Origin of the sequence: Inquilinus sp. YAF38, from assembly GCF_052113205.1 — a bacterium.
In the GTDB taxonomy this organism is placed as follows: domain Bacteria; phylum Pseudomonadota; class Alphaproteobacteria; order DSM-16000; family Inquilinaceae; genus Inquilinus.
Window position 1 is genome coordinate 33,270 of sequence record NZ_JBFRCU010000038.1, and the last position, 18,104, is coordinate 51,373.

At 71.0% G+C, this 18,104-nt stretch carries 19 protein-coding genes and 2 riboswitches; of the genes, 5 read left to right on the forward strand and 14 right to left on the reverse strand.

The annotated features are described in order from the left end of the window. Positions 1 to 23: 23 nt before the first annotated feature. The gene (locus AB4Z01_RS18285) at positions 24 to 878 is read right to left on the reverse strand and encodes a MurR/RpiR family transcriptional regulator (protein ID WP_441695973.1); all 855 of its coding nucleotides are present in this window, start codon (positions 876 to 878) and stop codon (positions 24 to 26) included. Positions 879 to 1,050: 172 nt separating this feature from the next. Between AB4Z01_RS18285 and AB4Z01_RS18290 the strand changes: the two genes are divergently transcribed. The 4 genes from AB4Z01_RS18290 to AB4Z01_RS18305 all read left to right on the forward strand — a co-directional run bounded on the left by AB4Z01_RS18290 (position 1,051) and on the right by AB4Z01_RS18305 (position 5,355). After that, positions 1,051 to 1,944 carry a BadF/BadG/BcrA/BcrD ATPase family protein gene (locus tag AB4Z01_RS18290; RefSeq protein ID WP_441695974.1) on the forward strand — a complete coding sequence of 298 codons (894 nt, stop codon included), beginning with the start codon at positions 1,051 to 1,053 and terminating at the stop codon, positions 1,942 to 1,944. Next, entirely contained in the window at positions 1,941 to 3,044 is a 1,104-nt protein-coding gene (nagA, locus tag AB4Z01_RS18295) for an N-acetylglucosamine-6-phosphate deacetylase (RefSeq protein ID WP_441695975.1), read from the forward strand. The genes AB4Z01_RS18290 and nagA overlap by 4 nt, the downstream gene beginning before the upstream one ends. Then, positions 3,025 to 4,047, forward strand: coding sequence for an SIS domain-containing protein (locus tag AB4Z01_RS18300; RefSeq protein WP_441695976.1), 1,023 nt, complete (start codon positions 3,025 to 3,027; stop codon positions 4,045 to 4,047). The genes nagA and AB4Z01_RS18300 overlap by 20 nt, the downstream gene beginning before the upstream one ends. Positions 4,048 to 4,242: 195 nt before the next feature. Then, entirely contained in the window at positions 4,243 to 5,355 is a 1,113-nt protein-coding gene (locus tag AB4Z01_RS18305; RefSeq protein ID WP_441695977.1) for a branched-chain amino acid ABC transporter substrate-binding protein, read from the forward strand. Between the two features lie 50 nt (positions 5,356 to 5,405). On the opposite strand, the gene AB4Z01_RS18310 is transcribed toward AB4Z01_RS18305, so the two are convergent. From AB4Z01_RS18310 to AB4Z01_RS18340, 7 genes are all read right to left on the reverse strand, one after another. After that, positions 5,406 to 5,897: a DUF3280 domain-containing protein gene (locus tag AB4Z01_RS18310; protein ID WP_441695978.1), complete on the reverse strand. Its 492-nt coding sequence runs from the start codon at positions 5,895 to 5,897 to the stop codon at positions 5,406 to 5,408. 135 nt (positions 5,898 to 6,032) lie between these two features. Further along, a complete protein-coding gene (rplS, locus tag AB4Z01_RS18315) occupies positions 6,033 to 6,437 on the reverse strand; it encodes a 50S ribosomal protein L19 (RefSeq protein WP_441695979.1) in 405 nt (134 codons plus the stop codon). Beyond that, entirely contained in the window at positions 6,434 to 7,246 is an 813-nt protein-coding gene (trmD, locus tag AB4Z01_RS18320) for a tRNA (guanosine(37)-N1)-methyltransferase TrmD (RefSeq protein ID WP_441695980.1), read from the reverse strand. Before trmD ends, rplS begins: the two co-directional genes overlap by 4 nt. Before the next feature lies 1 nt (position 7,247). Beyond that, positions 7,248 to 7,811, reverse strand: a complete 564-nt coding sequence (gene rimM / locus AB4Z01_RS18325; protein WP_441695981.1) for a ribosome maturation factor RimM — start codon at positions 7,809 to 7,811, stop codon at positions 7,248 to 7,250. A gap of 144 nt (positions 7,812 to 7,955) precedes the next feature. Continuing rightward, entirely contained in the window at positions 7,956 to 8,324 is a 369-nt protein-coding gene (rpsP, locus tag AB4Z01_RS18330; protein WP_441695982.1) for a 30S ribosomal protein S16, read from the reverse strand. Positions 8,325 to 8,385: 61 nt separating this feature from the next. Then, positions 8,386 to 9,783, reverse strand: a complete 1,398-nt coding sequence (gene ffh, locus AB4Z01_RS18335; protein WP_441695983.1) for a signal recognition particle protein — start codon at positions 9,781 to 9,783, stop codon at positions 8,386 to 8,388. Between the two features lie 169 nt (positions 9,784 to 9,952). Next, positions 9,953 to 10,534, reverse strand: coding sequence for a GNAT family N-acetyltransferase (locus AB4Z01_RS18340; protein WP_441695984.1), 582 nt, complete (start codon positions 10,532 to 10,534; stop codon positions 9,953 to 9,955). An 87-nt stretch (positions 10,535 to 10,621) separates the two neighbouring features. Continuing rightward, a riboswitch (cobalamin riboswitch) is annotated at positions 10,622 to 10,818 on the reverse strand. 96 nt (positions 10,819 to 10,914) lie between these two features. Here AB4Z01_RS18340 and dapF point away from each other — a divergent pair. Further along, on the forward strand, positions 10,915 to 11,754 hold the full coding sequence (gene dapF, locus AB4Z01_RS18345; protein ID WP_441695985.1) for a diaminopimelate epimerase: 840 nt from the start codon (positions 10,915 to 10,917) through the stop codon (positions 11,752 to 11,754). 24 nt (positions 11,755 to 11,778) lie between these two features. Here the strand turns inward: dapF and AB4Z01_RS18350 are convergent, their stop codons facing one another. The 6 genes from AB4Z01_RS18350 to thiO form a co-directional block, all read right to left on the reverse strand. Beyond that, on the reverse strand, positions 11,779 to 13,803 hold the full coding sequence (locus AB4Z01_RS18350; protein WP_441695986.1) for a calcium-binding protein: 2,025 nt from the start codon (positions 13,801 to 13,803) through the stop codon (positions 11,779 to 11,781). Between the two features lie 168 nt (positions 13,804 to 13,971). Continuing rightward, on the reverse strand, positions 13,972 to 15,114 hold the full coding sequence (locus AB4Z01_RS18355) for a hypothetical protein (protein ID WP_441695987.1): 1,143 nt from the start codon (positions 15,112 to 15,114) through the stop codon (positions 13,972 to 13,974). A gap of 67 nt (positions 15,115 to 15,181) precedes the next feature. Then, complete coding sequence (locus AB4Z01_RS18360) at positions 15,182 to 15,808, reverse strand: thiamine phosphate synthase (RefSeq protein WP_441695988.1); 627 nt, start codon at positions 15,806 to 15,808, stop codon at positions 15,182 to 15,184. Positions 15,809 to 15,815: 7 nt separating this feature from the next. Continuing rightward, entirely contained in the window at positions 15,816 to 16,586 is a 771-nt protein-coding gene (locus AB4Z01_RS18365; RefSeq protein WP_441695989.1) for a thiazole synthase, read from the reverse strand. A 12-nt stretch (positions 16,587 to 16,598) separates the two neighbouring features. Then, positions 16,599 to 16,790 carry a sulfur carrier protein ThiS gene (thiS, locus tag AB4Z01_RS18370; RefSeq protein WP_441695990.1) on the reverse strand — a complete coding sequence of 64 codons (192 nt, stop codon included), beginning with the start codon at positions 16,788 to 16,790 and terminating at the stop codon, positions 16,599 to 16,601. Between the two features lie 20 nt (positions 16,791 to 16,810). After that, complete coding sequence (gene thiO / locus AB4Z01_RS18375; protein ID WP_441695991.1) at positions 16,811 to 18,013, reverse strand: glycine oxidase ThiO; 1,203 nt, start codon at positions 18,011 to 18,013, stop codon at positions 16,811 to 16,813. Beyond that, a riboswitch (TPP riboswitch) is annotated at positions 18,004 to 18,102 on the reverse strand. Its footprint overlaps the gene before it by 10 nt. Between the last annotated feature and the right edge of the window lie 2 nt (positions 18,103 to 18,104).

Below are 18,104 nucleotides of genomic sequence, written 5' to 3' on the forward strand. Positions count from 1 at the left end.
GAAGGACGGAGGGCCCGGCTATTTCAGCCCTCCTGCGCCTCGTGCCGGCGGCCGAGCGCGACGGCGAGGGTCAGGGCCAGGCAGGGCGTGGCCGAGAGCGAGCGGAAGGCGTCGATCTCGCCCTCATGCACCACGAAGCAGGCATCGGCGATCGGGTAGACCGGGCTGAGGTCGCTGTCGGTGATGGCGACGATCGGCACCCCGGCGGCGCGGGCCCGGCGCACCACCTCCTGCACGTCCGGCGCGTAGCTGCGGAAGGTCACGACGAAGAGGGCATCGCCCGGGCGGATCGCGCGCGACTGCTCTGCCAGCATGCCGCCGAAATTGTCGAGCAGATGCACCGGCCGGTCGAGCTGGGCCAGCAGATAGGACAGGTAGACCGCGATCGGGAAGGACCGGCGCTGGGCGGCCAGATGGATGCAGTCGGCCCGCGCCAGGATGTCGACCGCCCGGGCGAACACCGCCGGGTCGACGTCGCCGCGCAGCCGCTCCAGCGCGCCGACCGAGATGTCGATGAAGGCATTGAGCGGGCCGGACGAGGTCTCCGCGCCGCCGAAGCGGGCGTCGAGCGTGCGGATGCGCGCCTCATAGCTCGGCATCCGCTCCACCAGCTGGGCCCGGAACAGGCGCTGCATCTCGGAGAAGCCGTCGAAGCCCAGCGCCTGGGCGAAGCGGACCAGGGCCGAGGGCTGGACCTCGGCCTTGGCGGCGATCACCGCCACCGTCTCCAGCGCGATCACGTCGGGATGGGCCAGGGCGAATTCGGCGATGGTCTTCAGCCGCTTGCTCAGCGCCGGGTAGCGGGCGGCGATGGCGCCGCGCAGCGCCTCGAAGCTGTCCGGCGCTGGTTCGACCGTTGCCGCTTCCGTCCCTGCCATGTGGCCGTTCCAAACGTTCCAACTCTTGGAACAGTAATCTCGAAATCGCGCGCGAGGGAACCGCCATTCGCTGTGGCCCGGCCGCCGCACGGGTGGTATAGACCATCTGGCGCAATGACGCTGACGGCGCGGCTTGCTAGCGTCGCCGCGCGACAGCATCCAGGACCAGGGCATGGCGATCCGCATCCTTATCGGCGTCGATGGCGGCGCGACCGGCACCAGGCTCCGCGCCGTCGACCCGGACGGACGCATGCTGGGCGAGGGCACGGCTGGCCCGTCCAGCCTGACTCTCGGCGTCGACGGCGCCTGGGCCCAGATCCGCATTGCGCTGGCCGCCGCCGGTGTCGCCGAGGCGGACTATGGCGCCGCCGTGCTCGCCTGCGGCCTGGCCGGCACCGGCCGGCCGGACAAGCGCGCCGAGTTTCGTGCCAAGGCCCCCGGTTTCGCCCGACTGCGCCTGTGTTCCGACGCCCATGCCACCATGCTGGGCGCCCATGGCGGGCAGCCCGGCGCCGCGATCGCGCTGGGCACCGGCACGGTCGGTGGCTCCCTCACCGCGGACGGCACCACCCGGCAGGTCGGCGGCTGGGGCTTCCCGGTCGGCGACGAGGGCAGCGGCGCCTGGCTGGGCTTGAAGGCGCTGGGCGAGGCGCTGCAGCTGCTGGACGGCCGCGACGTCGACCCGCCCGGCGGCTCGGCCCTGCACCGGGCGATGTTCGAGACCTGCGGCGCCACCGGGCCGGAGCTGCTGTCCTGGACCTATCAGGCGCCGTCGACCAAATACGCCACGCTGGCGCCGATCGTGGTCCGGCTGGCGCAGCAGGGCGACCCCGCCGCGGTGCGGCTGATGCGGGCCGCCGGGCGCGAGGTCGACCGGCTGGCCCGCGCCCTCGACCCCGACGGCACCCTGCCCTTCTGCGCCGGCGGCAGCCTGGCGGTACCGCTGCGGCCGTATATGGATCCGGCGATCGTCGTCCGGCTGCGGCCGCCGCAGGGCGACGCCCGCGACGGCGCCGTGCTGCTGGCCCGGTCCCTGGCCCCCGGCGAAGCCTGGAGCGACGCATGACCATGAGTCTCGAAGGCCGCATCCTGACACCCGGCGGCTGGGTCGCCGGCCGGCTGCGCTTCGACAGCCATATCCGCAGCGTCGAACCGGTCGACGGCCTGGATGACGGCCCGATGATCCTGCCCGGCTTCATCGACCTGCACTGCCATGGCGGCGGTGGCGCCGACGCGATGGAGGGCGAGGCCTCGATCCGCACCCTGGCCCGCACCCATGCCCGGCACGGCACCACCTCGCTCCTGGCCACCACGATGACCTCGCCGGTCGAGGAGATCGAGACGGCGCTGGACGGCGCCGGCCGGGTCGTCGCGGGGCGGCGGCCGGACGAGGCGCGGGTGCTGGGCGTGCATCTGGAAGGCCCGTTCATCAGCCCGGACCGGCTGGGCGCCCAGCCGCCCTACGCCATCCCGGCCGATCTCGCGCGCATGGCGGATTTCTGCGACCGCGCCGACATCCGCGTGGTCACCTGGGCGCCGGAGGCCGACCCCGACGGCAGCCTGCAGGCCTTCCTGGCGGCGCGCGATATCCGGGTGCAGCTGGGCCATTCCTCCTGCGACTACGAGACCGCGGCCGAGGCGTTCTCGCGCGGGGTCGACGGCGTCACCCACATGTTCAACGCCATGACGGTGCTGCACCACCGCGCTCCGGGGATCGTCGGCGCCGCCCTGGCCCATGCCGAGCATGCCGAGTTGATCCCTGACCTGCTGCATGTCCATCCCGGCGCCATCCGGGCGGCACTGCGGGCGATCCCGTCGCTCTACGCCGTCACCGACGCCACCGCCGCCTCGGGCATGCCGGACGGCGACTACCGGCTGGGCCGGCACACGGTGCGGAAATGCGGCAATGGCGTGCGGCTGGACGACGGCACCCTGGCCGGCAGCTGCCTGACCATGGACCAGGCCTTCGCCAACCTCGTCGCCATCGGCCTGACGCCGGAGGAGGCGTCGCGCCGCACCTCGACCGTGGCCGCCGATTATCTCGGCCTGGCCGATCGCGGCCGCCTGGCGCCCGGCGCCTGGGCGGACATCGTCGTTCTCGACGCCGGCCTGCGGGTCACCAGCGTCCATGTCGAAGGAGAGTCGATTGACCTCGATCATGCTTGAGGAGGCGCGCGAGGCCCCCGCCCGCATCGCCGACCTGCTGGCCGCCGACGCGGATCTGGTCCGCGACCTTGCCGCCCGGCTGCGCGCCGACCGGCCGCGCTTCGCCGTGACCATCGCCCGCGGCAGCTCCGACCATGCCGCGACCTACGCCGCCTATCTGCTGGGCAGCCGGCTGGGCGTGGTCACCGCCTCGCTGCCGCCGTCGCTGGAGACGCTGGGCCATTCCGACCTCGACCTGAAGGGCAGCCTAGCCATCGCCGTGTCGCAGTCCGGCCGCAGCCCGGACCTGGTGACGCCGGTGCGGCGGGCGCGAGAGCGCGGGGCTCTGACCGTCGCCATCCTCAATTCGGCCGACAGCCCGGCCGCCGAGGCGGCGGAAATCGTCCTGGACCAGCATGCCGGGCGCGAGCGCGCCGTGGCCGCGACCAAATCCTATATCGCCAGCCTGGTGGTCCCGGCCCGGCTGGTCGCCGAATGGGCCGAGGATGCGGAACTGAAGGCGGCGCTGCAGCGGCTGCCGGAGGCGCTGGAAAAGGCCGTGCGCAGCGACTGGTCGCCGGCCATCGAGGCGCTCGTGAAGGCCGATCGAATGATGGTCGCCGGGCGCGGCCTGAACCTGGCGATCGCCCAGGAGAGCGCGCTGAAGTTCAAGGAGACCTGCATCCTGCAGGCCGAGGCGATGAGCGCGGCCGAGATCATGCACGGGCCGAAGGCACTGGTCGAAGCCGGATACCCGGTGCTGGCCTACGCCCCGAACGACGGTGGGCGCGACAGCGTGCTGAAGATGGCGGCCGAGTTCCGCGGCCTGGGCGCCAATGTCCTGCTGGCCGGCGCGCCGGGGGTGGAGGGCGCCACCCTGCCGCTGCCGCCGCCGCTGCACCCGGCGCTGGACCCGATCCTGGCGATCGGCGCCTTCTACCCCTTCGTTGCCGCCCTGTCGGTGGCCCGTGGCTTGTCGCCCGACGCGCCGCGCAACCTGAGCAAGGTGACCGAGACGGTCTGATTCGGCACAGCCCGCCCGAACACGTCGGCCGGGATATTTTCCTGATGGAACGGCCCGGCCGGCCGATCGAAACGAAACCGGGACGGGCCGAAACGCCGGTTCCGCAACAAACGAATTCCCGCCGGGCCTGCAATCGCTTTACCCTCAGCCCAAAGTGCGGGCATCCGGCCCGCCGAATGGAGAGGGGAGATTCGCATGAGCAGATTCCGCAGCGGAACGATGGCCTCGGCCCTGGCCCTGGCCACCGTCTTCGCCGGATCGGCCGCCTGGGCCGACGTCACCATCGGAGCCGCCTTCGTGCTGAGCGGCGGCAACGCGCCCTACGGGCTGCAGGAGCGGCGCGGCGTCGAGGCGGCGGTCGAGGCGATCAACGCCGCCGGGGGGGTCAATGGCGAGAAGATCRTGGTCGAGTTCGGCGACGATGCCGGCGACCCGCGCCAGGCCGTGCAGGTCGCCAACGACCTGGTCAACAAGAAGGTGGTCGCGGTCGTCGGCCACACCCTGTCGGGTGCCACGGTCGCTGCCGCCCCGATCTATGACGAGGAGGGGATCATCATGATCACCCCCTCGGCCACCGCGGTGGACCTGACCGAGAAGGGCTACAAGACCGTGTTCCGCACGGTGGTCCGCGACGACCAGCAGGGCAATGTCGCCGGCGCCTATATCGCCGACAAGTTCAAGGACAAGAAGATCGCCTTCGTCCAGGACTCGACCACCTACGGCAAGGGCCTGGCCGACGCCACCAAGGCGGCGGTCAACGCCGCCGGGGTGAAGGAAACGGCCTATGAGACGATCACGCCGGGCGAGCTCGACTACTCGGCCACGATCTCGAAGCTGAAGTCGCAGAACATCGACGTGGTCTATTACGGCGGCCTGTACAACGAGGCCGGCCTGCTGCTGCGGCAGATGCGCGACCAGGGGCTGAAGGCGCAGTTCATCTCCGGCGACGGCCTCTATGCCCAGGACTTCTGGTCGATCGTCGGCCCGGCCGGGGAAGGCGTGCTGCTGACCATCGACAACCCACCCGAGACCAACCCGGCGGCGAAGGACGTGGTCGCGGCGCTGAAGGCCAAGAGCATCGACCCGGCCGGCTACACCCTCTACGCCTATGCCGCGGTCCAGGTCTGGGCCGAGGCGGCGAAGAAGGCCGGCTCGAACGATCCGGCGAAGGTCGCGGCGGCGCTGCATGACGGCACCGACTACAAGACCGTGATCGGCGACATCGCCTATGACGCCAAGGGCGACCGCACCAAGTCCGGCTACGCCCTGTTCAAGCGCGTCGGCACCGCCGTCGAGCCGGTGAAGTAAGTCTACGGATCAGATGAGGCGGGGGCCGGCCCAGCGCCGGCCCCTTTTTTTCATGGCGACTGCCGCAGCAGCCGCTCATCGACCAGGAAGTCGACGCCGCGCAGCCAGGCCGCGTCGGTGTCGCCGCGGATCTGGCCCTGGACATGGGCGACGTACTGGCCGGTGCGCAGGTCGGCGACCCGGATATCCATGGTCGAGATCAGGGTCGAGACCTTGTGGACGGAGGCCAGCACCGCCAGCTCCGCCCCGCTCTCCCGGGCGACATCCAGCCAGCAGCCGCCGCAGCTGTAGCGAGGCGCCGTCGCCGCGACCTTCGGCGCCAGCGGGGTCAGGTCGACCGGCCGGTAGCGGCCGGACTGCTCCAGCTTGCGGGCCAGCTGATCGGTGGCCAGGGCGATCCGCGCGTCATGGCCGGGCGAGGCGACCTCGCCGCTGGTGTCGGCCAGCTCGAACGGAAACACCGCCGTCGGCACCGGCATCTGCGCTGCGGCCGAGCCGGCAAGCAGGATCGCGAAGAGCGGCAGACAACGCAACCCGACCATCTTCAGCCCCCGTTGCGACCGGATCGAGCCTAGGCCGGGACTAGCCTGTGCGAAACGCGACTTAAGATGGAGCCGCTCACACAGAAGGGCCGGCGCAGTACGCCGGCCCTCGATCCAGTCCATCCCGAAGAAGGATCAGCCCTGGGCCTTGGTGGCCTGGGCCTTGGCGTCCTGGGGCTTGTTGTCCCGGCGCTCGGTGATGCGCGCGGCCTTGCCGCGGCGGTCGCGCAGATAGTACAGCTTGGCGCGGCGGACGGCGCCGCGGCGGACGACCTCGATCGAGTCGATGCGCGGGCTGTACAGCGGGAAGACGCGCTCGACGCCCTCGCCATAGCTGATCTTGCGGACGGTGAAGTGGCTGTTCAGGCCGGCATTCTTGCGGCCGATGCAGACGCCCTCATAGGCCTGGACGCGCTCGCGCGTGCCTTCGATGACCTTGACGTTGACCTTGACCGTATCGCCGGGCTGGAAGTCCGGGATCTTGCGGTCGGCGGTCAGCTTGTCGACCTGTTCCTGCTCGATCGTCTGAATGATGTTCATGGCTCTAGTCCTTCTTGTTCCTTGGTGTCTCTACGCCGGTCTCGGCCCGGGCGCTTTCGGACGTGGCTCTCGCCGCCTTCGGCCCTTTCGGGGTTCACGGCGAGATATCGCTGCCAGAGGTCCGGGCGTCGCTCCCGGGTGATGCTTTCCGCCTGTTCCAGCCGCCAGCGCCGCACCTTCGCGTGATCGCCGGAGACCAGGATCTCCGGCACCGCGCGCGATGCGCCGTCGGCGCCTGTCCACAGGGCCGGCCGGGTGTAATGCGGGTACTCCAGGAGACCCGCCCCGAACTCGGCCCCGAAACTCTCCTCCCCGGCGCTCTCCGCGTTGCCCATGACGCCGGGGAGCAAGCGCACCACGGCATCGATCAGGGCCAGCGCGGCGATCTCGCCGCCGGACAGGATGAAATCGCCCAGGCTGACCTCCTCCGCCCCCTGGGCGTCGAGAAGCCGCTGGTCGACCCCCTCGTACCGGCCGCAGAGCAGGACGATCGCCGGCTCCGCCGCCAGCTCCCGCACCAGCGCCTGATCGAGCAGCCGGCCACGGGGGCTCAGATAGATCAGCCGCTCCCCCGGGCGGCGGACCGCCTGCACGGCGACGTCCAGAACCTGGGGAAGCATGACCATGCCGGCGCCGCCCCCGAAGGGGGCGTCGTCGACCGAGCGGTGCTTATCGCGCGCGAAGCCGCGAATGTCCACCGATTCCAGCGCCCAGTCGCCGCGCGCCAGCGCCCTGCCGGCCAGGGACTGGCCGAGCGGGCCCGGAAACATCTCCGGAAACAGCGTCAGGATGCGGGCGGTCCAAGGCATCTCAGGCCCCAGTCCCCGCGTCGTCATCCTCACCCTCTTCCGGCGGCCGCTCCGCCGGCTCCAGCAAGCCGGCCGGCGGATCGATCACGACACGGCAGCCGGCGATGTCGACCACCGGCACGGCGGCCCGGGTGAAGGGCACCATCACGGCGCTGCCTCCAGCCCGCGCGATCTCCAGCATCTCGCCGGCGCCGAAATCGAACACGGCGCGGACCATGCCGAAGCTCGACCCGTCGGCCAGCACCGCCGCCAGGCCGATCAGGTCGGCGTGGTAGAACTCGTCCTCCTCGGCCTCCGGCAGGGCGGCGCGGTCGACATAGAGCCGCAGCCCGCGCAGCGCGTCGGCCGCGTCGCGGTCGGCGACGCCCTCGATCCGCGCGATCCACTGGTCCTTGGCCCAGGACAGCAGCTGCAGGGCGAGCTGCCGCGCCCCGGTCTCGTCCGAGACCGGGCCATAGGCGGTCAGGTCCTCCGGGGCGGCGGTGAAGGGCTTGACCTTCACCAGGCCGCGGACGCCGTGCGCCCCGGTGATCTGGCCGACGCAGACTTTGGAGGATGAGGACATGCTGGATGGACCGGCAAACGCCCCCGGCGTCTCCCATTCCTCGTCATTCCCGCGGAAGCGGGAATCTCATCGGCATAGAGGCCGGCGGGAGATCCCCGCTTTCGCGGGGATGACGGAAAAAGGAGTGACCTAGGGCTATGCCGATCAGGCCTCGGCCGGAGCCTCGGCGGCCTTGGCCGCGGCTTCGGCCGCAGCCTTGGCGCGCTCCTGGGCCTTCGCCTTCGGCGCCGACTTCTTCGGCGTCTCGGGATAGGTCGGCATCGGCGCCAGCTCGGCCTGGCCGAGGAACTTGGCCACCCGGTCCGTCGGCTGGGCGCCGACCGACAGCCAATGCTTGATCCGGTCGGCCTTCAGCACCAGGCGCTCCGGATGATCCTTCGCCAGCATCGGGTTGTAGGTGCCGACCTTCTCGACGAAGCGGCCGTCGCGCGGGCTGCGCGTGTCGGCGATCACGATCGAGTAGAACGGGCGCTTCTTGGCGCCGCCGCGGGTCAGGCGGATCTTGACGGACATTACGGTACTCTCCTCAGGTCAAACTCAACGTTACTCACGAAAGGCGGCCGGGGACCGCCCCTCACATCTTGAAGCCGGGCGGCAGCATGCCGGGCGGCAGCTTGGGCATGCCGCGCATCATCCCGGCCTTCCCCAGCTTCTTCATCCGCTTCATCATGTCGGCCATCTGCTGATGCTGTTTCAGCAGCTTGTTCACATCCTGCACCGTGCTGCCGGAACCGGCGGCGATGCGGATCTTGCGCTTGGCGTGGATGATCTTGGGGTTGCGGCGCTCGACCGGCGTCATCGACGAGATGATCGCCTCCTGCCGCTTGATCATCTTGTCGTCCATGCCGGCGGTCTTCATCTGGTCCTTGATCTTGCCGACGCCGGGCAGCATGCCCATCAGCCCCTGCAAGCCGCCCATCTTGCGCATCTGGCGCAGCTGGGAAGCCAGGTCCTCGAGGTCGAACTCGCCCTTCTGGATCTTGGCCGCGAGCTTCTCGGCATCCTCCTTCTCGATCGTCTGCGCCGCGCGCTCGACCAGGCTGACGACGTCGCCCATGCCGAGGATGCGGTTGGCGATGCGGTCGGGATGGAACAGCTCCAGCGCGTCCATCTTTTCGCCGACGCCGATCAGCTTGATCGGCTGGCCGGTGACGGCGCGCATCGACAGGGCGGCGCCGCCGCGGCTGTCGCCGTCGACCCGGGTCAGGACGATGCCGGTGACGCCGACCCGCTCATGGAAGGTGCGGGCGACGTTGACCGCGTCCTGGCCGGTCATGGCGTCGGCCACCAGCAGGGTCTCGGTCGGCTTGGTGGCGTCGCGGATCGCCACCACCTCGGCCATCAGTTCCTCGTCGATGGCGAGGCGGCCGGCGGTGTCGAGCAGGACGACGTCGAAGCCCTCGAGCCGGCCGCGCTCCATGGCGCGGCGGGCGATGGCCAGCGGCTCCTGCCCCGGAACGATCGGCAGGGTGGTGACGCCGATCTGCTCGCCCAGGATCTTCAGCTGCTCCTGCGCGGCCGGGCGCCGCGTGTCGAGCGACGCCATCAGGACCTTGCGGTTGTCGCGGTCCTTCAGGCGCAGGGCGAGCTTGCCGGTGGTGGTGGTCTTGCCCGAGCCCTGCAGGCCGACCATCAGCACCGGCACCGGCGGCACGGCGATCAGGTTGATCGGGGTCGCGGCGTTGAGGTCGGGCGCCTCGCCGGGCGTGCCGCCCAGCATCTCGATCAGGCAGTCATGGACGATCTTGATGACCTGCTGGCCGGGGGTGACCGAGCGCAGCACCTCCGCCCCGACCGCGCGCTCGCGCGCCTTGTCGACGAAGTCCTTGACCACCGGCAGGGCGACATCGGCCTCGAGCAGCGCCACGCGCACCTCGCGCAAGGCGGCGCCGACATCGGCCTCCGACAGCGCGCCGCGCTTGCGAAGCCGGTCGAAGATGTCGCCGAGACGGCCGCTCAGACCTTCGAACATGATCGCCCCGAATCCCGTGGCACAAACAATCCCGTGACCCCAAACGGAAAAGCGCCAGTGCGCGACACTCGCGAACTGGCGGCACCCCTTGGGGTCTCGCTGCGGGCCGATCCCGCAACGGTCGGTCTTTTAGGCGGATGGGACCGCGGAGTCAATGCGGCCCGTCCGGTCAGTCCTTCTCCCGGCGCAGCACCAGGATGAAGCCGTCCTCGCCCGGCAGGCCGCGGCCGGCCTCGGAGGGCACGGCGCCCTCGGCTGTCGAGGGCGGCGGCTCGCTGCGGTCGAGGAAGGCTTCCATCGCCGCGACCGGCCAGCGCCAGATCGTCTTGTCCTCCGGCGCCGCGCCGATGCCGGCATAGAGCCGGCGGGCACCGGTATTGTCCGACGCCATCTCCCAGCGCACCCGCATCGCCTGGGATACGCCGACATCGGCCAGGGCCCGCATCAGCTGCCGGCCGACCCCGCGGCCGCGTGCCCGTTCGCGGACATAGACGTCGTCGATCCGGATGAAATCGCCGCCCGTCCAGATCGAGTAGTCGATGGTGTAGCTGAGATAGCCGACCACGCCGCTGCCGTCCTCGGCGATCAGGCCGCGGAAGCGCGGCGGCACCTCGGCCAGCGCCTCGTCGAGATCGGCGCGCTGCGCCGTCATCGCCGCCAGGTCGCCGGTGAACGCCGCCAGCTCGCGCAGCATGTCGAGCAGCATCGGCACATCGCCGGTCACCAGCGATCGCACGGTCAGATCGGACACCACAGCATCTCCCGCCTTCGGCAGGGGGTCGCGGGAGGGAGCCGGCCGGACAGGCCAACGCGCCGCCCGGGGACACCCCGCCCCGTCACACGCACACATCCGACGGCAGGTCTCCTGGCTCGCAGGTCGCCGCCGCGCGCGCCCTTCCCGGATGAGCCGGTGGCTTTGGGCGCGGGCTCGCCGCCTACAGTTGCGGGGGCAGCGCCGGCCTTGCCCCGATCAGGGCTCACCGGCTTCCCTTTTTCACCCCGGTCTCCCGGGGCACCGTCGCCCGCCATGCTAGCCGCCGGCCCTCGCCCTGTCGATCACGCAGGGCTCGGCCCTCGCGCATGGAGGCCGATCGATGCCATATGAGAGCGGGAGAGACTGGGGAGCAGGCGATGGACGGGCTGCCGTTCTGGAAGATGCACGGGCTGGGCAACGACTTCGTGGTGCTGGACGCGCGCGAGCGGCCGATCGCGATCGAGCCCGACCAGGCGCGGCGCATCGCCGACCGGCACCGCGGCGTCGGCTTCGACCAGCTGCTGGTGATCGAGCCGGCGCAGACCGAAGGCGCCGACGTGTTCATGCGCATCCTCAATGCCGACGGCACCGAATCCGGCGCCTGCGGCAACGGCACGCGCTGCGTCGCCGCGCTGGTGATGGCGGACGGCGGCGCCGAGACGCTGGTGGTGGAGACGGTCACCGGCCTGCTGGAGTGCCGCAAGGCGCCCGAAGGCGGCGTCACCGTCGACATGGGCCCGGCCCGGCTGGGCTGGCAGGACATCCCGCTGGCGCATGAGGCCGACACGCTGCACCTGCCGGTGTCGTCCGGCGCGCTGTCGGATGCGGTCGGCGTGTCGATGGGCAACCCGCACGCCGTGTTCTTCGTGCCGGACGCCGAGAAGGTGCAGATCGACGGCGTCGGCCCGGTGCTGGAGCACGACCCGCTGTTCCCCGAGCGGGCCAATATCGGCGTGGTCCAGATGCTGGCCCGCGACCGGCTGCGCTACCGGGTGTGGGAGCGCGGCGTCGGCGTCACCCAGGCCTGCGGCAGCGGCGCCTGCGCCGCCGCCGTGGCCGCCGTGCGCCGCGGCCTGGCCGAGCGCACCGCCTGGGTCGAGCTGGACGGCGGCACGCTGCTGATCGAATGGCGCGAGAGCGACGGCCATGTGCTGATGACCGGCCCGGCCGAGACCAGCTTCGCCGGCATCCTGTCGCGCGACCTGCTGGACGGCTGACCCAGGGCCAGCCGCCCGCGCGGGTCAGAGCACGAAGTCGCCGACCACAGGTGACAGGATGCCGGTGAGGGCGATGGCGAAATCCGCTACCTTGTCGCCGTTGACGTCACCCGAGACGATGGTCTGGCCGGCGTCGGTCCAGGTGTGGAGCTGCCCGGCGACGCCGGTGAACGACCCGGTGCCGAGATAGGTGAAGGCCTGGTCCCCGGCCGCCCCGGTGTTGGCGTCGATCAGCGACAGGTCGATCCGGTCGCCCTGGGAGTGGCTGAAATCGGTGATCAGGTCGCGGCCCGACGCGGTCGACGGGCTCTCGCTGGTGGTGACGAAGATGAAGCTGTCGGCCCCGGCGCCGCCGGTCAGCTGGTCCATGGCGCTGCCGCCATGGAGCAGATCGTTGCCGGCGCCGCCGTCGAGCAGGTCGTGCCCCGCTGCGCCGTCGATCGAATCATTGCCGTTATAGCCGTTCAGCAGGTTGACGCCGTTGTTGCCGACCAGGCTGTCGGCGCCCTGGCTGCCATTGACGTTCTCGATCGCGACAAAGGTGTCACCCTGGGCGTCGCCGCCGGTGCCGGTGCCGGTCAGCAGGCTGACATTCACCCCGACCGCGCTGTCCCAATAGCTGACGAGGTCCAGGCCGGCGCCGCCGTCCAGGATGTCGACGCCGGCGCCGCCGCGGAGGGTGTCGTTGCCACCCCAGCCTTGCAGGGTGTTGGCGTTGCTGTCGCCGGTGAGGTTGTCGCCGGCTTGGTTGCTGCCCGTCAGGTTCTCGATGCCGACCAGGATGTCGCCTTGCGCGTCACCCCCCGTGACGGTGCCGGCCGCCAGGCTGATCGCGACCGCGGCTGCGCTGGTGTAGTAGCTCGCCGTGTCCGAGCCGGCGCTGCCGTCGAGCCTGTCGGCGCCCGCCCCGCCCCGCAGGGTATCGGCGCCTCCCGATCCATTCAGAAAATCATCGCCATTGCTGCCGATCAGCAGGTCGGCGAAGTTGGTGCCGATGACCTTCTCGATCGAGACATAGGTGCGGCCGTATTCGCCGACACCATTCAGAAGATCGACCGTCACTCCAGAGCCGCTGTAAGTGAGGCTGACGGTGTCGAGGCCCGCTCCGCCATCGATCGCGTCAGCCCCACCAATGGTCATGATCAGATCGTCGCCGCCGTTGCCGTTCAGAATGTTGGCGCCGTAGTCATCGAGGATGACATCGTTTCCCTGGCTGCCATCGACATTTTCAATGGATGTGAGGGTGCCGAGAGCGGGGGCATACAGCAGATTGACTGATACCCCCACGGTGTTGTCGTCGTAGCTGACGGTGTCCGAGCCCGCGCCACCATTCAAATCCCTTTGCTCATCACCGGTTCCAGGCCTCAGCACATCGTCGCCGTCACCACCATTCAGCGTGTCGGCACCGGGCCCACCGTTCAGGACATCGTCGCCATTGCCACCATTCAGCGTGTCGGCACCGACCCCGCCGTTCAGGACATCGCCTCCGGCATCGCCATTCAGCATATCGGCGCCGTCCCCTCCGGTCAGGATATCAGCGTCATCACCGCCATTGAGCGTGTCGTCGCCGCCGCCTCCGTTCAGGGCATCGTTTCCGGCGTCCCCTGCCAGCACGTTGGCATCCGAAGTGCCGGTCAGCACATCGCCCATCGAGCTGCCGGTCAGGTTCTCCACCGAGGTCAGAGTGTCACCCTGGGCATCGCCGCCCACGCCCGTGCCGATCGACAGATCGACGGTCACCCCGGCACCGCTGCCGGCATAGCTAGCGGTGTCGGTGCCGGCGCCGCCGTTCAGGCTGTCCGCCCCGGCGCCCCCGACCAGGAGGTCGTTGCCGTCGCCGCCGGACAGCGAATCGGTCCCCGCATCGCCATAGAGCCAGTCGTCATTGCCCAGCCCGGAGAGCGTGTCGTTCCCGCCCAGGCCGTGCAGATCGTCCTGCCAATAGTTGGGGTCGATGACCGGGTCGTTCGGCGGCGGCTGCGGCACCAGGATCTCCCCGGTCATCGTATCGTTCCCGGCCGTGCCGAAACGCGGTGTGGCGATTGCCATAATTCCAGTCCTCCCGAATCCTGCGTATCGAAACGAGGTGCGATGAACCGAACAAAACAACGGCCCGGTCCGCTCCGAGGGGTCCTGGAGCCGAATGCCGAGCACGATCGCACAATAGAATTAAGGATAAATTATAACCGCCTCCGGTCCTCTGTCGAGATCCCCATCCTAGGAAAGTCGGACGGCGAGGCAGGCGCGGCAGCCCCACCACAGGCCGTAGACCAGGCCGAGCAGCAGCAGACGGAGCCAGTAGACCAGGGCGAAGACCAGGCTGATCGCGCCGAACAGCACGGTGGCGGTCAGGTCGGCGAGGCGCCGCGACCAGCGGACCGTCGCCTTCACCGTGGTCAGCGCGCCCCGCTTCAGCACCGTGAACACGGCCAGGGTGCGGTCTCCCATCACCGCCGACACCTCGTCGATGCGCCGCAGGTCCGGCACGTCGTCGACATAGCGCAGCAGCTCGACCGATTGCGCCGGGCCGACCCGGTCGGCGACCCGGCCGGCGGCGGTGACGGCCTCGTCCAGCCCGTCCAGCCGGTCGCGGCGGATCGCGGTGGCGAAGACCGCACCGGGCCGCATCATCGTGTCCCGCCACCCGGCCTCCCGCACCTGCCGGCGCAGCGCCGGAAAATCGACCACATCGGCGACCATTCGGCCGAGGCGCTCGGCGAAGCGGGCCGACAGCCGGCCGGTCCGCCGGGCGATCTTGAAGGCCGACACCGCGCCGCGCGGCAGGGCCATAGCTCCGCCGGAGCCATAGGTTGCCGCGGTCAGGGTCAGCCCGATGCCCGACAGGCCCAGCGCCAGCTCGTCCACCGGCTCGCTGTTGCCGAAATGCCAGAGCTCGCGGCCGATGTCGCGCAGGTCGCCGACGAAGGTCATGTCGGCGGCGAAGGCGCCGGCCAGGCCGGAGAGGCCCTGGCCCTCCCCGGTCACTGCCCCCGCCACCGCCTGGCGCGTGGCCCGGACCGCGGTGCTCGCCGTCGAGGTCTCGTCCTCATACCGCGCCCGCCATTCCGGACTGACGGGATAGCCCGTCATCTCGGCCACTCTCAGCCAGACCGCGGCCCCGTCGATGTCGTCCTCGGCGAAGGCCTGGGCGAGTTCGGCGTCGATCTGCCCGGGCGAGGTCCCGGCCCGGGTCCAGGCGGTCAGCGTGGCCTCGACCTCCTGCGCCTCCGGCGTCCGGCCCAGCTCGGCCTGGACAAGATCGATCAGCGGGCCGGCGGCGCGCAGGGCGAAGACCAGCCCGACCAGCCCGGGGACCGTGATCAGGACGAATTCCAGGACGCGCAGCGGTCGCAGCTTCATGGAAGCGGGGTTCCCATCCGGTCCCGACCTATAGCACGCCGAACGGGTCTCGCGGCCGGCGACCCGATCAGGCTCGGCCGGCGCCGAGCGCCGTGAGGTGCTCGCGGATCGTGGCGATGGGATCGCCGGCCCGCATCACCCCGCCCATCACGGCGGCGCCGGCGAAGCCGCCGGCCATCAGGCCSGGCAGCAGGTCGGGCCCGACCCCACCGAGCGCGATCACCTGGCCGGGATGCCGTTGCGCAATCGCTCCCGCCTCGGCCAGGGACAGGGTCGGCTCATAGCCCGGCTTGCTGGCGGTCGGCGCCAGCGGGCCGAGGGTGACGTAGTCGGTCCCGGCGGCGATGGCCGCATCGACCTCGCCACCCGAATGGCAGGAGATGCCAATCAGAGCCGCGGGTCCGAGCCGTTGCCGGGCCGCGTCCAGGTCGCCGCCGGCGGCGAGGTGCAGTCCGTCGGCCTCGGACGCCGCCTCCGGATCGGCATGGACGGTGACGATTGCCCCGGCCGGCCGGCCCAGGGCGACCAGCCGCCGCAGCAGGGCCAGGCGTTCCGCCGCCGGCAGGTCCTTCTCGCGCAGGCTGACCCAGCGGCAGCCTGCGGCCAGCGCGTCCGCCACCACGCCTTCGACCGGCCGCGCCGCCTGGCACCGATCGGTGATCAGCAGCAGCGGCGGCGACGGCAGGCGGGTCATGAGCCCATCACGTGCCGATCAGGCCGAGCTGCGGGCTGGAGGGGTCGGCTAGCCGGCGCTTCGGGATTCGGCCGGCGCGGGAGGCCAGGCGCCCGCCCTCGACCCCTGCGGCCATGGCCCGGGCCATGCGCACCGGGTCGCGTGCCTTGGCCACGGCGGTCGACAGCAGCACGGCGGAGCAGCCGAGCTCCATCGCCAGCGCCGCGTCCGAGGCGGTGCCGATGCCGGCATCCAGCACCACCGGCACCTGCAGCCGGCTGCAGATCATCTCGATCGCATGCGGGTTGGAGATGCCGAGGCCGGAGCCGATCGGCGAGCCGAGCGGCATCACCGCGGCGCAGCCGGCATCGGCCAGGCGCATGCAGGTGACGAGGTCGTCGTTGCAATAGGGCAGCACCACGAAGCCGTCGCGCACCAGCTCCGCCGCCGCCTCGACCAGCTGGGCGACATCCGGGTACTGGGTCTCGCGGTCGCCGATCAGCTCGAGCTTCAGCCAATTGGTGCCCAGCGCCTCACGCGCCAGCTGGGCGGTCAGGATCGCATCCCGCCTGGTCATGCAGCCGGCGGTGTTGGGCAAGAGGCGCCAGCGGTCGCCGATCAGGTCGACCAGGCTTTCGGCATAGCCTTCGAGGCTGATCCGGCGGATCGAGGCGGTGACGACCTCGGCCCCCGAGGCCTCGATCGAGTCCAGCATCAGCTGCCGGTTGGCATAGCCGGCGGAGCCAATGAACAGGCGTGAGCGCAGCGCCACGCCGGCGATGATGAAGGGGTCTTGCATGGCCTGTACTCCTCAGCCGCCCTGGAACGGGCGGACGATCTCGACCCGATCACCGGCCGCAAGGCGACGCTCCGGCCAGCGGGCCCGCGGCAGCACGGCGTCGTTGAGCGCCACGGCGGTGCCGCGCGCCGCCGGGTCGATGCCCTTGGCCAGCAGCAGGTCGAGCACGCTGACTCCGGCCGCCGGTTCGGTCTCTCCGTTCACATTCACGCTCCCCGGCACGCTCATTGCGCGGCCTCCGCGATGCGGGTGAAGCGGTCGATGCGGAACGGCTCCGCCGCCTCCGGCAGCCTGCCGTCGAGGACGGTGCCGGCGATGGCCTCGACCGTCGCCGGCAGCAGGAGGATGCCGTTGCGGTGATGGCCGGTGGCGAGGACCAGCCCCTCGATCGCCGAAGGGCCGAGCACCGGTGCGTCGTCGCGGCTGCCGGGGCGCAGCCCGGCCCAGCTCTCGATCACCGGCAGTTCCTCGATCCCCGGCAGCGCCCGCCAGGCGGCGTCAAGCAGCGACAGCATGCCGCCGGCGGTGACGGTGGTGTCGAAGCCGCGCTCCTCCACCGTGGCGCCGATGATCAGCCTGCCGTCGAGCCGCGGCACCAAATAGGCCTTGCCGGCCCACAGCACATGGCGCAGCAGCGGCGCCGCCGGGTCCATCTGCAGCGCCAGCATCTGGCCCTTCACCGGCCGCACCGGCGGCAGCGCCTCGCGCGGGATGCCGGGGATGCCACCCGACCAGGCGCCGGCGGCCAGCACCACGACATCGGCCGGCCGCGCCTCGCCAGCGACCATCACGCCGGCGGCCCGGCCGCAATCGGTGATCACGGCCTCGACCTCCGCGTGGTCGTGCAGCCCGCCGCCGGCGCGGCGCAGCGCCTCCACCAGGGCCGGCACCAGCCAGCGGTTGTCGACTTGGTGGTCGGCCGGGCTGTGCACGGCGGCGGCGAGGCCCGGGCGCAGCATCGGCTCTCGCTGCAGCAGCTCGGCGCCGGTCAGCCAGCGCAGCTCGATGCCCAGCTTGCTCTGGTAATCGGCGGAGAAGCGCAGCTCGGCCGCGTCATCGCGAGTCAGGGCCACGGCCAGTGTGCCCTCGTTGCGATAGCCGATCGGCAGATCGGACGCCGCCTCGACCTCGCGGGCAAAGCCGGGCCACTGCTCCTGGGCGTGGCGGCACAGGCCGAACAGCGCCTCCTCCCCCGGCTCGGCCTCGAGCCCGGCGGCGAGCATGCCGGCGGCGGCCCAGCTGGCCTCGCGCCCGACCGGCCCGCGGTCATAGACATCGACCGGGCAGCCGGCGCGGGCCAGGCGCCAGCCGATGGCCAGGCCGTTGACCCCGGCACCGATGATCGCGACGCGAGGTCGTGCGCCGCGCAACGGCGTCGGGCCGAAGGACTCGGCCTGCAAAAAAGACGGAATCGGAACGCCGGTCATCTCAGGCTCCCTCCGCTGGCATGATCCAGGTCAGGTTCGATGGGTATGATCTCAGCCCGCCGTAACGGTGGGCACCCCAGCCGATGTCGCC

Bases quoted from the DNA above. Each gene is read 5' to 3' on its own strand.
- AB4Z01_RS18285 (WP_441695973.1), bottom strand. From the start codon at position 878: ATGGCAGGGACGGAAGCGGCAACGGTCGAACCAGCGCCGGACAGCTTC.
- AB4Z01_RS18290 (WP_441695974.1), top strand. From the start codon at position 1,051: ATGGCGATCCGCATCCTTATCGGCGTCGATGGCGGCGCGACCGGCACC.
- nagA (WP_441695975.1), top strand. From the start codon at position 1,941: ATGACCATGAGTCTCGAAGGCCGCATCCTGACACCCGGCGGCTGGGTC.
- AB4Z01_RS18310 (WP_441695978.1), bottom strand. From the start codon at position 5,897: ATGGTCGGGTTGCGTTGTCTGCCGCTCTTCGCGATCCTGCTTGCCGGC.
- rplS (WP_441695979.1), bottom strand. From the start codon at position 6,437: ATGAACATCATTCAGACGATCGAGCAGGAACAGGTCGACAAGCTGACC.
- trmD (WP_441695980.1), bottom strand. From the start codon at position 7,246: ATGCCTTGGACCGCCCGCATCCTGACGCTGTTTCCGGAGATGTTTCCG.
- rimM (WP_441695981.1), bottom strand. From the start codon at position 7,811: ATGTCCTCATCCTCCAAAGTCTGCGTCGGCCAGATCACCGGGGCGCAC.
- rpsP (WP_441695982.1), bottom strand. From the start codon at position 8,324: ATGTCCGTCAAGATCCGCCTGACCCGCGGCGGCGCCAAGAAGCGCCCG.
- ffh (WP_441695983.1), bottom strand. From the start codon at position 9,783: ATGTTCGAAGGTCTGAGCGGCCGTCTCGGCGACATCTTCGACCGGCTT.
- dapF (WP_441695985.1), top strand. From the start codon at position 10,915: ATGGACGGGCTGCCGTTCTGGAAGATGCACGGGCTGGGCAACGACTTC.
- AB4Z01_RS18350 (WP_441695986.1), bottom strand. From the start codon at position 13,803: ATGGCAATCGCCACACCGCGTTTCGGCACGGCCGGGAACGATACGATG.
- AB4Z01_RS18355 (WP_441695987.1), bottom strand. From the start codon at position 15,114: ATGAAGCTGCGACCGCTGCGCGTCCTGGAATTCGTCCTGATCACGGTC.
- AB4Z01_RS18365 (WP_441695989.1), bottom strand. From the start codon at position 16,586: ATGCAAGACCCCTTCATCATCGCCGGCGTGGCGCTGCGCTCACGCCTG.
- thiO (WP_441695991.1), bottom strand. From the start codon at position 18,013: ATGACCGGCGTTCCGATTCCGTCTTTTTTGCAGGCCGAGTCCTTCGGC.